The 13,819-nt window shown below is 40.0% G+C and carries 15 protein-coding genes, 1 tRNA gene and 1 pseudogene; 13 read left to right on the forward strand and 4 right to left on the reverse strand.

Going from position 1 to position 13,819, the window contains the following annotated elements:
- The 7 genes and pseudogenes from HMPREF0549_RS10090 to HMPREF0549_RS02745 form a co-directional block, all read left to right on the forward strand.
- Positions 1-330 (forward strand): annotated as a pseudogene (locus tag HMPREF0549_RS10090) (DNA-binding protein); the annotation flags it as partial.
- A gap of 81 nt (positions 331-411) precedes the next feature.
- The gene (locus tag HMPREF0549_RS02720; protein ID WP_040530846.1) at positions 412-807 is read left to right on the forward strand and encodes an iron-sulfur cluster biosynthesis family protein; all 396 of its coding nucleotides are present in this window, start codon (positions 412-414) and stop codon (positions 805-807) included.
- Between the two features lie 106 nt (positions 808-913).
- Complete coding sequence (locus HMPREF0549_RS02725; protein ID WP_040530849.1) at positions 914-1,402, forward strand: prolyl-tRNA synthetase associated domain-containing protein; 489 nt, start codon at positions 914-916, stop codon at positions 1,400-1,402.
- 129 nt (positions 1,403-1,531) lie between these two features.
- Complete coding sequence (locus HMPREF0549_RS02730; protein WP_003716733.1) at positions 1,532-2,200, forward strand: type 1 glutamine amidotransferase; 669 nt, start codon at positions 1,532-1,534, stop codon at positions 2,198-2,200.
- 153 nt (positions 2,201-2,353) lie between these two features.
- Entirely contained in the window at positions 2,354-3,880 is a 1,527-nt protein-coding gene (locus HMPREF0549_RS02735; protein ID WP_003716734.1) for a glutamate--cysteine ligase, read from the forward strand.
- A 76-nt stretch (positions 3,881-3,956) separates the two neighbouring features.
- A complete protein-coding gene (locus HMPREF0549_RS02740) occupies positions 3,957-4,886 on the forward strand; it encodes a lactate/malate family dehydrogenase (protein WP_003716735.1) in 930 nt (309 codons plus the stop codon).
- On the forward strand, positions 4,879-5,451 hold the full coding sequence (locus HMPREF0549_RS02745) for an LOG family protein (RefSeq protein ID WP_003716736.1): 573 nt from the start codon (positions 4,879-4,881) through the stop codon (positions 5,449-5,451). Before HMPREF0549_RS02740 ends, HMPREF0549_RS02745 begins: the two co-directional genes overlap by 8 nt.
- A 48-nt stretch (positions 5,452-5,499) precedes the next feature.
- Here the strand turns inward: HMPREF0549_RS02745 and HMPREF0549_RS02750 are convergent, their stop codons facing one another.
- Positions 5,500-5,862, reverse strand: a complete 363-nt coding sequence (locus tag HMPREF0549_RS02750) for a DUF4828 domain-containing protein (protein ID WP_003716737.1) — start codon at positions 5,860-5,862, stop codon at positions 5,500-5,502.
- Positions 5,863-6,019: 157 nt separating this feature from the next.
- Here HMPREF0549_RS02750 and HMPREF0549_RS02755 point away from each other — a divergent pair, with 157 nt between their 5' ends.
- The 5 genes from HMPREF0549_RS02755 (at position 6,020) to wecB (ending at position 10,676) form a co-directional block, all read left to right on the forward strand.
- A complete protein-coding gene (locus HMPREF0549_RS02755; RefSeq protein WP_003716738.1) occupies positions 6,020-7,039 on the forward strand; it encodes a Gfo/Idh/MocA family protein in 1,020 nt (339 codons plus the stop codon).
- Between the two features lie 13 nt (positions 7,040-7,052).
- Entirely contained in the window at positions 7,053-8,357 is a 1,305-nt protein-coding gene (locus HMPREF0549_RS02760) for a DEAD/DEAH box helicase (RefSeq protein ID WP_003716739.1), read from the forward strand.
- An 85-nt stretch (positions 8,358-8,442) separates the two neighbouring features.
- A tRNA-Arg gene (locus tag HMPREF0549_RS02765) sits at positions 8,443-8,515 on the forward strand.
- Positions 8,516-8,809: 294 nt separating this feature from the next.
- Entirely contained in the window at positions 8,810-9,421 is a 612-nt protein-coding gene (locus tag HMPREF0549_RS09455) for a helix-turn-helix domain-containing protein (protein WP_003716740.1), read from the forward strand.
- A gap of 127 nt (positions 9,422-9,548) precedes the next feature.
- Complete coding sequence (gene wecB, locus HMPREF0549_RS02775) at positions 9,549-10,676, forward strand: non-hydrolyzing UDP-N-acetylglucosamine 2-epimerase (RefSeq protein ID WP_003716741.1); 1,128 nt, start codon at positions 9,549-9,551, stop codon at positions 10,674-10,676.
- Between the two features lie 105 nt (positions 10,677-10,781).
- Here wecB and HMPREF0549_RS09300 read toward each other — a convergent pair whose 3' ends face one another.
- The 3 genes from HMPREF0549_RS09300 to HMPREF0549_RS02790 form a co-directional block, all read right to left on the reverse strand.
- Complete coding sequence (locus tag HMPREF0549_RS09300; protein WP_003716742.1) at positions 10,782-11,375, reverse strand: Rpn family recombination-promoting nuclease/putative transposase; 594 nt, start codon at positions 11,373-11,375, stop codon at positions 10,782-10,784.
- Between the two features lie 385 nt (positions 11,376-11,760).
- Positions 11,761-12,198: a GtrA family protein gene (locus HMPREF0549_RS02785; protein WP_003716743.1), complete on the reverse strand. Its 438-nt coding sequence runs from the start codon at positions 12,196-12,198 to the stop codon at positions 11,761-11,763.
- Positions 12,198-12,647 (reverse strand): flavodoxin, encoded by a 450-nt coding sequence (locus HMPREF0549_RS02790; RefSeq protein ID WP_003716744.1) that lies wholly within the window; start codon positions 12,645-12,647, stop codon positions 12,198-12,200. The genes HMPREF0549_RS02785 and HMPREF0549_RS02790 overlap by 1 nt, the downstream gene beginning before the upstream one ends.
- Positions 12,648-12,760: 113 nt before the next feature.
- Here HMPREF0549_RS02790 and map point away from each other — a divergent pair, with 113 nt between their 5' ends.
- Complete coding sequence (gene map, locus HMPREF0549_RS02795) at positions 12,761-13,615, forward strand: type I methionyl aminopeptidase (RefSeq protein WP_003716745.1); 855 nt, start codon at positions 12,761-12,763, stop codon at positions 13,613-13,615.
- Positions 13,616-13,819 lie beyond the last annotated feature (204 nt).

Here is a 13,819-nt window from a genome sequence, read left to right on the forward strand (position 1 = left end):
CCGCCGACCCAATCTAATCAGCAAAAGGAAAAGATCCAATCAGCTGATGAACAGTTACAATCACAGCTTTATCAGCGACACGAAGAGTACCATACATTTAAGAGTATCTACAATGCCTGTTTTATTGTCGTTATGATGATTTGGGGATGCCTTTTCCCATTAATTCACAGTAATGCTTTGTCCTCAATCCTTGGTGTGCTATGGATTGGTGGCTGGATGATCTTTGCCCCGCTAAAAAGAGAGATTGTGATTAAGAAAATTGGTCCTAAATTAGATGCTAAGTATCCGTTAACTGTTAACCGGATTGATAAGAATAAAAAGGTAAAGTAAAGTTTCGTGAGCATCTTCCTTTATCTCTTATAAAAAGTGAGTAAAATAATAATTACAATATCACTTAAAGGGGAGTTGCTTATGAAAAAATTAACCGTAACTGCTGCGGCAATGGATCGACTCAGAAAGTACATGAGCCCTGATAAGCAAATTGTCTTGGACTTTGATGATGGGGTAGGTCCATTTTCTGCAATCGGCAATTGTAACTTAGATGCTAACTACCGGTTAATTTTTGTTAACCGCGATGTTAAGCTACCTGATTTTGATGAGATTGTTAGTTCCAATATTGGTGACATTCGGATTAAGAGCGAATGGTATGCTAGTGCTCAATTTGAAGACCAAATGGAACTTCGCTTTGATCCAAAGCATTTTACGATGCCACTGGTTAGCCCAACCAAAATCTTAACTGATAACGTTGAAGTGGTAGAAATTAATGAGCCGCTTAAGACGGAATACAGCGGTACTCATGATTGCTAACAAATAATATAAAACCAACTGAAAATATCCAAACGAAGCTGCGAACTCTAATCCATAATGACTGTTCGTGGCTTTATTTATAAGTGCATTTAATAAGGAGAATAATATGACTCCACAGCAAATTTATCAATTGCTAAATGATAATAAAATTGAATACCAGGTAGTTCATCATCCAGCCGTTTTTACGACGGATGAAGCGGATCAATATGTACAAAACTACTCGTTTGCAAGGACAAAGAATCTCTTTCTTCATACCCATAATCGGAAAAATTATTTCCTATATATTCTTCCAGAAGATAAGCGCTTCGATGAAAAAAGCTTTCGTCAGGCAGTTGGATCATCCCGATTATCATTTGCTTCCTCAGATGAAATGAGTCAGATCCTAAACGTAACTCCGGGGATGGTGTCACCCTTTAACCTCTTTAATGATCGACAGCATCAGGTATCGCTAATTATTACGCAAGAAGTTCTTAAAATGAATGAGTTAATTGGAGTCCATCCAAATACCAATACCCAGACTGTTATATTGAAAACCACTGATTTACTGGCACTTTTGAAAAAGATCGGTACCACTATTCAAATAGTAGATCTTTAGTTTTCATTGATATTAAAATAACTTCTCATTGTCGCTCGCTTTTATTGACACCTGATCTGAATAACATTAAAATTCTAGTGACTAAGTAGGAGTACGTTGGGGAGTAAATAAAAATAGGAGTATTAGGTAATGAGAGTAAATATCTTGCAGCATACGTCCAATGAAGGACCCGGATCAATTCGGGATTGGATTCATGCAAATAACAATGAAATGTATGTTTATCACCCGGATCAATTTGGCAATTTACCAACTGCAGCTGAGACTGATATGCTGGTTGTTCTTGGTGGTCCAATGAGTCCTAATGATGACTTTCCGTGGTTAGAAGAAGAACGAGAATTAATTAGGACTTTGATTGATGAACGTAAACCAATCTTTGGTGCTTGCTTAGGAGCACAACAGATTGTTAAAGCGCTTGGCTACCAAGTTAGTCAAGCTCCGCATAAAGAAGTTGGCTGGGCACCAGTTTATCGGCAAAACGACGCAATTCCAGGCATTCCAGAAAAGCTAACTGCTTTGCATTGGCACCAGGACATGTTTGAGATTCCTGATGATGCTAAGCTGCTTTTTAGTAGTGATTTAAATGAAAATCAAGGCTTCCTTTATCACGACAACGTTATCGGCCTGCAATTTCACTTTGAACCAATGAAGGACAATGTTCGTGAGATTGCAATTAACGATAATCAGTACCCGCTTGAAAATAATGACCTTCATCAAACAGCTGCTGAAATTATTAACCACGATGTTCCAGCAGAGAATAAGCAGGTAATGTTCAAACTGCTCAATTACATTACAAAATAAAGCACTTTAGCATCTCAAAGCATTTCAGTAAGCAACCGTTAATTCAGTTGTCTTTTGCGCAATTATTTGATTATTGTCACTTCGCTTTTGAGGTTGCTAATTCAGTATCCAAAGTGTTATTGTGTATGGTATATGAGAAATGAGGTGATTTGAATGGCTGATCGATATGCCGTAATTCGTCAAGCATTAAGCGAGCCAGAGTTAAATGCAAAACTATTTGCGTCAGAGTTTGGACTAGAGGCAAAGAAGCACCGGGTATTAACTAACGGTCGAGCAAGTCGGTACCCTTATCCAGAGGCGCTCCGTTCTCGTCGTCATAACTTGTATTTGAATTCTGGCTTTACTGACAACATGATTGACTTTGAAACGTCACCAGTTGTCGGAAGTAAGAATGCTGTTCGTCAGTTGAAGATGCTTGAACAGATTATGGTTGGCCAACTTCATGAGGATGAACGACTATGGCCACTCAGCCTTGCTCCAGCGCCTGTCTATAATCATGATTTAGACTACCTAATGACTGCCAATACCAAGTCTTGGGACCAAGCAAACCACGATTACCTAGGCAAAAAATACGGAATTACCCAGGAATTGTTGGGTGATGTCCATGTTAATTTCAGCCTTAACAAGGAACTTTTGAAAGCCTTATACGAACAATTCTATAAGGATGAGTATCATTCACTTGTTGATTTTCAAAATCATCTGTATTTTAAGATGGCACAGTGCTTTGTCCTTTATCAATGGCTATTCACTTACCTTTACGGTGCAAGCCCAGTTTCTGAAGATGTGAATGTACCGGAACACCTTGAGTTACCGGTTCGTAGTTTGCGGTGTAGTGATTATGGTGATGATAACTTGCCTAATGAACAAGTTAGCTATAATTCATTAGAAGAACATTTTTCTAAGCTACAGCAATTCTTGGATGATGGTACTTATTACAGCATTAAGGAATTCTTCGGTCCTGTTCGTTGTCGGCGTCATAACCAAGACGTTGGTGATTTACAGGGGATGTTGACTAAGGGTATTAATTATCTTGAATTCCGTTCGTTTGATCTTGATCCGCTTTCTCGGACAGGAGTTAGTGACGATACGATTAATTTCCTTGAATTGTTAATGATTAATACGTTAGTTAAGCCGCTTCCGGATAATTTACCAGAAAAACTAGCAACAGCACGAAAGCTTAATAATGAGGTAGCACTTCAAAAGCCAAAAGAACAAACTCCAGAAATGCACGAGGCCGCTATTAAGATTATTGCTGAATTGCAGGATTTGGTTGATGAATTTAATGCACCACGTGAGTATCGGTTAGCTCTTAAATTTGTTCAACGTCGGGTTGACGATCCAGCGTTGACGATTAGCGGTCAATTGGCTGATCAGATTGAAAACGGTAATTTACTTTCGTTCGGCTTAAAGCTGGCTAATGATCGTTTTACTGCTAATATGAACATGTCTCACCCGCTTCAGGCAATTAGCAATGAGTATTCTGATGATACGCAGCGTTTGATCAAAGCGGCCATTGAATTGGGAGTAAATGTTTCATTTGATGATGATGGTGTCACATTGACGGTTGGCGATCATGATGAAACTTATGAAGCTCAAGGAGAATTTGATTTCCCAGATGGTCCACGTAAGTACATCTTAGATACATTCCCTGAAGCAATTAAGTTCCAAGAACAACAATAAATTAGATATTATTAATGAATAATGGGGCCTCACAATTCCTTGTGGTGCCTCGTTTTTGGTTAAGGAGGAGCGTAAGATGCGGAAAATTGGAATTATTGGTCTGGGACATGTTGGACGACTATTGGCACATGATCTAGTAACAACCGACAAAGTAGATCAGTTAGTCTTAATCGATCAAGATGATGATTTGGCTGTTGGCTTGAAAGCCGATTTAGAAAATGCCCAAACCGCCTTAATGACAAGTACCACAATCACTATTCAGGACTACGCAGCCTTAAAAAATGCGGATATTTTGATAACAGCATTTGGTGATAGTCAGCTTCTTAAAGAGCATCAGATGGCTGAGTTAACAAGGAATGGGCAAGCTGTTGAGGAGATCGCACCACGAGTTAAGCAAAGCGGCTTTTCCGGAATTGTCTTAAATATTAGTGATCCCAATGAAGCAATTACGGCTTACCTTCAGCAGCAACTTGCTTTACCACCAAAACAAGTAATGGGAATTGGGACAACAATTGATACTATGCGAATGCGCCAGGCAGTTGCTAAAGCTGCTCAGTTATCATCACAGAATGTTAGTGGCTTTGTATATGGTCAGCACGATGGCGAAAAGGTGTTTGCTTGGTCAACAGTTACTGTCAATGGTCAAAATTTGGAAAAGTCGATTAACGGCCACCATCTCGATCAAAATAAACTAGGGATTAACGCTGATTTGGATAATTGGTATACGCTAAACGGCTTGGGCTACAATGCGAGTGCCGTTGTTGTCTGGACCATTCAAATTATTTCTGCAATTTTAGGTAGTGGTGAACTAAGTGTTCCGCTGGCAATTTATCAACCACAGTATGAAGGATATGTAAGTTTTCCAACCTTAATTAATCGTAAGGGTCAGGGGAATCCACTGTTATTAAACCTCTATCCTGTAGAAGAAGCAGCCGTTAAAACAGCCGCCAACGCAATCCAACAGCAAATTGCAATTTTGCAACAAGGAGGGGAAGAAAATGATTAAATTATTAGCTGTATACTGCGGTGCAAGAGATGGCAGTGATAAAAAGTATTTAGAAGCAGCTCGTCAATTAGGTGAGTGGATGGCTGCTCACCGAATCGATCTTGTATACGGTGGTGGTCAATTTGGCTTAATGGGGGCCGTTGCCAATGGGGTCCTTGATAATGGCGGAACCGTTCACGGCATTATTACTGAAACCCTTGCCAGCCGTGGTGCTGCTTATGAAAAAATTCAGGATCTCAAAATTGTTCCTGATATGGATCACCGGAAAGAAAAGATGATGGCAATGGCAGATGGAATGCTAGCCCTTCCTGGTGGTATTGGGACACTTGAAGAAATTAGTCAGGCCGCCTCATGGATCACGATTGGAGAAAATCCCAAGCCGGTTGCCTTTTATAATCAAGATGACTTTTACTCACCACTTGAACAAGTATTTAAACACATGTCTCACGAAGGTTTCCTCGAGAAGACCTATCTCGATAGCATGTGCTTCAGTGACGACTTTGACCAAATCCTTGACTTCATGGAACACTATCACGCTCCTCACTACCGGGAATATAAGAAATAGTTTTAAAAATCAAAGAGGTCATGAAGCAACAAGAGCTTTTCATGACCTCTATTTTAGTGGTTGAATTGTATAGACCTGATCATCAGCTTCATCAATTAATGAAACTGGACGCTGATCATTGGCTTGAATTGTAATATGATAGCCAAATTTATCGAGATAAACTAATTTATCTTCACGAACTAGTTGAACTGTTGCGGGAATTTCTTGATTGTCAATTCCCAGCTTTAATTCAGGAGAGATGGTAATTATATGGGTTCGGTTGCGTTCATGATCATAATATTGCCAAGTACCAGCATAGAATATCGGTAACGCAGCCGATGTGTTACTTTTCTTCGCGTGACTGAACCCTAACGTACTAGAGAGCCCAGCCATTAGTCCCGCGCCGAAAAGTAACATTCCCTTTTTTCTCATATTCCATCAATCTCCTCAATTATGTGATAAGTCATTTTTCTACAAACTTATTATACACATAATTATATGATCGAAAGATTTCATTTCTGTTAAAAACAAGCAATAATTGGTATGATTAATGTAACAAGTTAAATATCTGATAAGGGAGTTGGCTTAAATGCTTAAGTTAGGAATTATTGGAACTCATATTATTACGGATCAAATGCTTGATGCTGCCAAGACTACTGGCAAGTATCAACTAACCGCGGTCTATTCACGGACACTGGACCGGGCTAAGGAATTTGGTAAGCCATATGGTGCTACAGAATTTTATGATGATCTTGAAAAATTCTTTGAAGATGGTGACTTTGACGTTGTTTACATCGCGTCACCAAATAGTTTGCATTACCAACAAGCACGCTTAGCAATTGAAAATGATAAGTTTGTGATTGTTGAAAAGCCAGCATTTGTAAACCCAAGTGAATTTTCCGGGATTCAATCCTTACTGGCGGCTCACCCGAAGGCACGCCTAGTTGAAGCTGCTCGTCATATCCATACGCCACTCTACAAGGAAGGGCTGAAGAAAGTTGACGAGATGAAAGAGCATTATGTTCAAGGCGCAACGATTACTGTAATGAAGTACTCCTCACGGTATGACAAGGTTTTGGCAGGGGATGAACCTTATCCAAATATCTTTACCCTGAAGTATGCTGGTGGTGCTTTAATGGATCTCGGTGTTTACGCAGTTTATGGTGCACTGACAATGTTTGGCCAGCCACAATCCGTTGTTTACTACCCGACCCTATGCAAGACAGGTGTTGACGCTAAGGGTGTTGCCATTTTGAATTATGACAAATTCAGTGTGACCTTAAACTTTGGGAAGACAGCTAACTCATACTTGCCATCCGAAGTTTATGGCTTAAAGGATACCCTTGTTTTTGATAGTATTTTTGAAACCCAAAAGGTAACGTACTACGATACCGACAAGCAAGCACACCAACTTGATGTACCAGTAGAGAAGAATTCAATGACAGATGAAATGAACGACTTTGCTGACTTGTTCAATGATCCAGATAATGAAGAACAAATGAAGAAGTACAAGGGCTGGATGGACCTTTCAGAAATGGTTAACTCCGTAATGTACTCACTCCGTCAATCAGCTCAACTAGAATTTCCAGCAGATAAAGATCAAGAATAGGATGGGATAACATTTGATCGAACAATTTCAAGAAAAATTTAATCAGCAATTTAAACAACCGACTGAAATCCAAGAGGCAGTTGCTAAACCATTAGCTGAAGACAAGTCAATCCTCGGTATCGCGCCTACTGGTTCAGGGAAAACACTGGCATTTACTTTGCCTCTTCTTCCGAAAATTATGCCCGGGGCTGGCACCCAGCTATTAGTTCTCGCGCCATCACAAGAATTAGCGATCCAGACGACCCGGGTAATGCGTGAATGGGCTAATATTATTGGTGTTAAAGTCCTTGCCTTAACAGGTGGTGCTAACCTTCGCCGACAGGTAATGAAGCTTCGTAAACATCCGGATGTCGTTGTTGGTACGCCGGGGCGAGTTCTCCATATGCTGGATAACCGGCACCTCAAGCTTGGTCATCTTCAGACGATGGTGATTGATGAGGCAGATGACTTACTGCGTGACGATACTTTGGCTGTTGTTGAAGATATTGAGCGTGCTACGCCATTAAGCGCTCAGTTAGCGTTCTTTTCTGCTACTAAATCGCCAGTGTTTAAGCAACTTTCAGTGATGTTCGGACGGGATATTTTAACCCTTGATGTTACTGATAGTGACCATACTCGGGGAAATGTTCGTCACGGGTATATTGATGCGCGAACGAATGCGCAAAAGACTGCTGTCCTTCGTCGGCTGACCAGTATCAAAGATTTTCGTGGCTTGGTATTCTTTAATAGTACCCGGACACTTCATTATGCCGCTAGTCGTCTTCGTCACGAACATATGACAATTGGAACTTTGGGTGGCCGACAGAAGCAAACGCAACGTGAAAAGGCGATGCGGATGTTTCGGAAACGCCAGATTAAGTTATTACTGACAACAGATGTTGCTGCGCGGGGGATTGATATTCCTAAGCTTCCTGCTGTTATTAACTTTGATTTGCCAACAGAAACGAATACTTATATCCACCGTGTTGGGCGGACAGGCCGTCAAGGTGAACCAGGACTGGTAATTAACTTAGGTGATGATCACGATATCCGTGATTTGAAAAAGCTCCTTGCCCCAACTGATTATCATTTGGAGCATCTTTACATTGATAATGACCAAATTACGGATCAAAAACCACAAAAGGGTCAAAAGTCAGTTTCAGTTCGGCGGCAAAACAGTCGGCAATTGCAAAAAGAACAGTGGAATGACAATGCAAGTGTCGAAAAGACTGTTCATCACACCCTTGGTAAACTGACAAAGCCGAAAAAGAATCCTCATAAGAAAAATCGGAAAAATAAGGGGATTCGTCTCAAGCACCGCCGTAAGAGTGGGATGTGATTAAGGCAGTGTTTTGAATAATTAATGAAAAAGAGTAAAATTAGCTTTACGAGTTTGTTCGTAAATGCGATAATACTCTTTGTCTGGTCCTATAGTATAACTGGATAGTACATCCGCCTCCTAAGCGGCCGATTCCGGTTCGATTCCGGATGGGACCATTTGGTTGGAGCTGGGAATTAACCTATTTAAGAGCCTGGTTGGCTAACCTAGAATGACGAATGATGATGAAATCATCAGAGTCGTTCGTAGTTAGACTCGAAGGCTAAGGTTAATTCCCGCGATTAGACTTAGTAAGTTTGGAAGCTAACGGTAGATAATTAGAGGTAAGAAAAGACGTTTTAACAATGTGTTTTCTTGCCTATTTTTTGTACTATTTTTAGTGGTGCAATGAATCATTGCTAGTACTGTCTATTGTTATTCGATATACTTAACCCAAAAATAAGGAGAGACCAATGAAATTTGGCGAACAAATTAAAGAACGACGACAGGAGCTAGATTTGACACAAGCGGAGGTAGCTGAAAAGTATTTCGTTACTCGACAAGCAGTGTCTAATTGGGAGCATGATAAAACATATCCTGATTTGAATATGCTTGTAAAAATTAGCAATGTTTATCAAATTTCACTTGATTCTCTATTAAGGGAGGACCAAAAGTTGAAGGACTATTTAGAACAAGGGAGAGCAATGAATTCGTTTAGTGTCTCTTATGGCTTTATTTGGGTAATGTTTGGGCTTAGTTATTTTCTTGATGATTCAACAAAAGGAGGCAGTATTGCTTGGTATGGCATGGTAGCAATCTTTCTTCTTGCCATGATTTATGAAGAACTAGTAACACCTTTTTTTCTTGGGATCAACCGACGCACATTTTATCGGAGTGGTAAACGGCCTGACGAAAAATTATCAATTTTTGCTAAATTGTTTTACGGAGTATTTGTTTTAGCCGTTATTGTTAGCGTGATTCTGGTTCATCAGGGAATGTCAGGACGCTATGCATCGTCAGTTTTAACTATATTGGTAGGCGTTCAGTATCTCTTACGAAAATATATATATGTGGCAAGAAAGTAAAAATGATTAACCATGAGAAATTGGATCTACTATTTCCCGGGAAATAAAGTTTATCCGGAGTAAATTTTCCCAGATATTATTAAATGTTGTACAATTAAAATAGTATTTTCGCAAAGGAGTTGTCACTGTGCAGAAGCCATTCAAAATTATGCTTTTATTTGGGACGCGTGCTGAAGCAATTAAGCTTGCACCAATTATCGAGCAAATGAAACGGGATCCAAGTACTTGGAAACCATCAATTGTCATTGCTGCCCAACAGCGACGCCCGCTCCTTCAACAAACGATGGAGTTCTTGAATTTAACGGCAGATTTTGACTTAGATCTTTCTGGCCTAAAGAATACTGATTATGCTGAACAGTTAAGCCAGCTAATCCATAACCTTGATAACGTTATTAACGCTGGCCAACCGGATATGCTTTTAGTAGTGGGGGATGCAGTTACTAGTTTAGCTGCTAGTCTAGTAAGCTTTTACAACCATCTTCCGTTAGGACACGTTGAGGCGGGATTGCGTACTTATGACAAGTACCTACCATTTCCAGACGAAATGCACCGGCGGATTACAGATAATTTAGCTGACCTTTACTTTGCCCCAACAACTCGGGCTCGGGATAATTTGTTAAGTGAACACCACTCTGCTCAACAAATTTATGTGACCGGTAACCCGGTAATTGATTCCGTTAAGGAGCGATTAACAACTAATTTTCAGAGTGACCTCCTTGAACATATTCCCGATGATCACCGCATTATTATTTTAACGATGCAACGGGTTGAAAGTATTGGTGCGCCAATGAAACGGGTCTTTCATACAATGAGAGATATTGTGGAGACCAATGAGGATGTTGACTTAATTTATCCGGTTTACCCCAATAGCGAGGTAATGAGTCTTGCTGATGAAGTACTGGGGAATAAAGAGCGGATTCATTTAATTCAGCCGCTTAATCATGGCGATTTCTTAAATCTTGCTGCACGGTGTGACTTTATTGTGACTGATTCTGGTGGGATTCAAGAGGAAGCGCCAGCTATTCATAAACCGGTTTTGCTTCTGCGAGAAAAAACAGAACGACAGGAAGCCGTCGATGTTGGTGCCGTTAAAGTTGTTGGTACTGATCCAACAAGTATTCAACAGGCTGTCTTTACACTTTTGAACGATCATAAAGCCTATAAAAAAATGGATCAGGCAGAAAACCCGTTTGGTGATGGTCATGCTAGTGAACGGATCCTTGATATTATTGAAAATTACCTTAGTAAGAAGTAAGGGAGCGCAAATAGGGTTCCAGAGTTCGGTTATACCGGACACTGGAACCCTATTTGCATACCGCGCTGTTCGTATTTGGACTTGATAAAAGTACTTATGTCATAACTATCTAACTTTCTGAATTAACTTTAAGGCTTCATCATGACTCATGTTATATGTTTTAGCTAATTCTGAAATAATCTTTTCTTGCTCTAAACCCAAATCTTTTAGCATCGTAACTGCTTTGACTTGTGCTTCCTTTTGAGCTTCCTCTTTACCTTCTCTTCGTGCATCCATTAGGTCAAGTTCATATTTCATAAAGCCATGCCTCCTTATCGGGTCTTCACGAATCCGTTTCATTTCAGTCCGTACTTGTTTGACAAGCTGATCACTTGTGTCAATTTGGTTTCCCATTAATTTGAGGAATCCCTTTAGCTTCATATTACCATGAAACTGGCTAGCTTTGGCATTGAAGATCGTAATTTGCCGTTGATCACCTAGCTTAAGCTTTGGATCATTAATACAGCGATTTTCAAACTGATATTTACTCCAGCCGCGACCAAAATAATCAAAATCGCAGAACATAATTATGTAGGTTGGATACTGTGCTAATTTTGTGTAATCATCGCCAACGTTTAAAATATCGAAATCAATTTGCTGTTGGTAATAACGAAGCCGAAAGGGAAGATTGTGCTTATCCGCAACTTGCATTTCAACCACGAAAGTTCGCTGCTCTTCATCACGGACAAAAACATCAAACCGGACTGTTCGTGCACTGATTGGACCGGTAATTTGTTTCTGGGAGTAATTCGCGAAATTGCTTTAATGTTTAGTTCTGGTAGGGAACGTTGAATAAGTTCTAAACAGATTTGTTCATTTTCCATCACCATCCCAAACATAATGTCATTCGTAATTGTCAAATGCTCCCATCTTTCCTCAAGTTGCTTTAGATATGATTCACGATAATCCATTTGCCACCATCATTATTAGAGTTGAGGCTTTCAATCCTCCTAAATATATAAGACGGCATTTAGGCGTTTTTGCATGAAAAGCAACGAAGAAAAAATAGCAGCCTGCATCAATCCCTGATTCAGCCTGCTAATATTTACTTATCTTCAATCCCACGATTATCCTTAAAGATTAACCACTTCGAGAAAATATAATTTGCGATTACCACAATAACGTTATCAATAAACTTAACAATAAATTGTTGTAATGGGGTATCGAACTTGAGAACTTGAATTCCAACATAGGTAATTACCATATCAATTACCAGGGTCAGTCCACGGTAGAAAAAGAAGCGAAGAATTTCAACTAAAAAGTCACTAACGGTCGTGTAATGGGAGCCAAAGACCCACACTTTATTCGTGAAGTAGGCTACCAGCACAGAGGCAAACCATGCAATTACGGTTGCTACTTCAACGTTCCAGTGAAGACCGGGACTTAAAATTTGAAAGACCGCTAAGTTAACAACAGTAGTGACAACACCCCAGAACAGGTAGGCAATAATGGACTTATACTTACTCCAGAGTTGTTTAATCATTACTTAGCCGCCTTTTCAATTAATTTTGCGACAAAGCTATCAAGGGTTTTAATATCATCTTCATCTGGTGATAAGTTGATGTGAACATTGTCAGCACCCTTAGTCGCATGGGCTTTTTCAAACGCTTCGCCAAAGAGGTCGACTGCTTTACAATAATCGTCAGCGTAGAAAGTATCGCCTGAACCGGCAACTCCGTAAACTTTTCCCGTTAAATCGGCTTCTTGAAGGTCATCATAGAAATCTAATCCCTCATCTGGAAGAGCACCTTCATCATAGGTATAAGGACAAACAACACAAATATCGACATCCTTAAAGTCTTCCACATCAGCCATTGTAATTTCCGTCTCGTCGACTTCCACACCTTGATCCTCAAATGATTCAGTAATGATATCGGCAACGTCTTCGTTATTACCGGTGATGGTTGCGTAAACAACAAGTGCTTTAGCCATTTTTATTCCCCCGTTTAAAATAAATTACGTTTCATAGTATAGCATGCTTTGCTACTTCTTTGGTGACAAGTGTTATACTAGTTTACGTATAAAATAATGAAGGGGACAATTTAATGATTACATTAAAATCACCACGCGAAATTGAAGCGATGGAAAAGGCCGGTGCTGCCCTTGCAAGTATGCACATTGGAATCCGGCAATTTATTAAGCCAGGAATTTCAAGTTGGGAAGTTGAAGACTTTGCCCGGAAGTACTTTAAGGCTGCCGGCGCTAAGGCTGAACAAATTGGCTTCGAAGGGTACAAATACGCAACCTGTGTCAGTGTTAATGACGAAATTTGTCACGGTTTCCCACGGAAGAAACTCATCTTTAAAGATGGCGATTTAGCTAAGATTGATACCGTTGTTAGTGTTGATGGCTTCTTTAGTGATTCCTGCTGGAGTTATGGGATTGGTAATGTTAAGCCTGAAATTCAAAAGTTGATGGATGTTACCAAGAAGTCATTATTCATGGGAATTGACCAATGTGTTGCTGGCAACCGGATTGGTGATATTGGTGCCGTTATCCAACACTACACTGAAGATGAGAATGGTTATGGCGATGTTCGTGAATTTGTTGGCCATGGGATTCAACCAACAATGCATGAAGATCCAATGGTTCCTCACTATGGCGAACACGGCCAAGGTCTCCGCTTAAAGAACGGGATGACAATTACCGTTGAACCAATGATTAATACCGGAACCTGGGAAGCTGATACTAGTGATCCAAGTGGCTGGCTTGCTAAAACTGCTGATGGTGGTTGGTCTTGCCAATATGAACACACGCTTGTCGTTACCGATAAGGGGCCAAAGATCTTAACTTCCCAAAACCCCGAAGCCGATGCCAAGTACATCTATGACGACAACTACGCCAAGTACTTGAAGCATTACAGTGAAATTGCTAAGGACGTGGCAAGTCATTTTGAATAGATTAGAGTGCGAGCCCGTTAAAAACTTCCGGTGGCTTTGCAGTCCATCGCTCATAAGAAAATAAAGCAACTACTAAAATTAAATAAATAAAACACAATAATGCATAAATAAAATGGCAGATCTACTAAATAAAAATTAGTGATCTGCCATTTTATGATTTATGAGAAGCTGAGGGAAGAACTTTACTAAGATTTATTCAAATAA

Source organism: Limosilactobacillus vaginalis DSM 5837 = ATCC 49540 (genome assembly GCF_000159435.1).
GTDB lineage: Bacteria > Bacillota > Bacilli > Lactobacillales > Lactobacillaceae > Limosilactobacillus > Limosilactobacillus vaginalis.

Excerpts from the sequence above, each read along its gene's own strand:
- HMPREF0549_RS02720 (WP_040530846.1), top strand. The coding sequence starts at position 412 with ATGAAAAAATTAACCGTAACTGCTGCGGCAATGGATCGACTCAGAAAG.
- HMPREF0549_RS02735 (WP_003716734.1), top strand. The coding sequence starts at position 2,354 with ATGGCTGATCGATATGCCGTAATTCGTCAAGCATTAAGCGAGCCAGAG.
- HMPREF0549_RS02785 (WP_003716743.1), bottom strand. The coding sequence starts at position 12,198 with ATGATTAAACAACTCTGGAGTAAGTATAAGTCCATTATTGCCTACCTG.
- HMPREF0549_RS02755 (WP_003716738.1), top strand. The coding sequence starts at position 6,020 with ATGCTTAAGTTAGGAATTATTGGAACTCATATTATTACGGATCAAATG.
- map (WP_003716745.1), top strand. The coding sequence starts at position 12,761 with ATGATTACATTAAAATCACCACGCGAAATTGAAGCGATGGAAAAGGCC.
- HMPREF0549_RS02750 (WP_003716737.1), bottom strand. The coding sequence starts at position 5,862 with ATGAGAAAAAAGGGAATGTTACTTTTCGGCGCGGGACTAATGGCTGGG.
- HMPREF0549_RS02745 (WP_003716736.1), top strand. The coding sequence starts at position 4,879 with ATGATTAAATTATTAGCTGTATACTGCGGTGCAAGAGATGGCAGTGAT.
- HMPREF0549_RS02725 (WP_040530849.1), top strand. The coding sequence starts at position 914 with ATGACTCCACAGCAAATTTATCAATTGCTAAATGATAATAAAATTGAA.
- HMPREF0549_RS02730 (WP_003716733.1), top strand. The coding sequence starts at position 1,532 with ATGAGAGTAAATATCTTGCAGCATACGTCCAATGAAGGACCCGGATCA.
- HMPREF0549_RS09455 (WP_003716740.1), top strand. The coding sequence starts at position 8,810 with ATGAAATTTGGCGAACAAATTAAAGAACGACGACAGGAGCTAGATTTG.
- HMPREF0549_RS02790 (WP_003716744.1), bottom strand. The coding sequence starts at position 12,647 with ATGGCTAAAGCACTTGTTGTTTACGCAACCATCACCGGTAATAACGAA.
- HMPREF0549_RS02740 (WP_003716735.1), top strand. The coding sequence starts at position 3,957 with ATGCGGAAAATTGGAATTATTGGTCTGGGACATGTTGGACGACTATTG.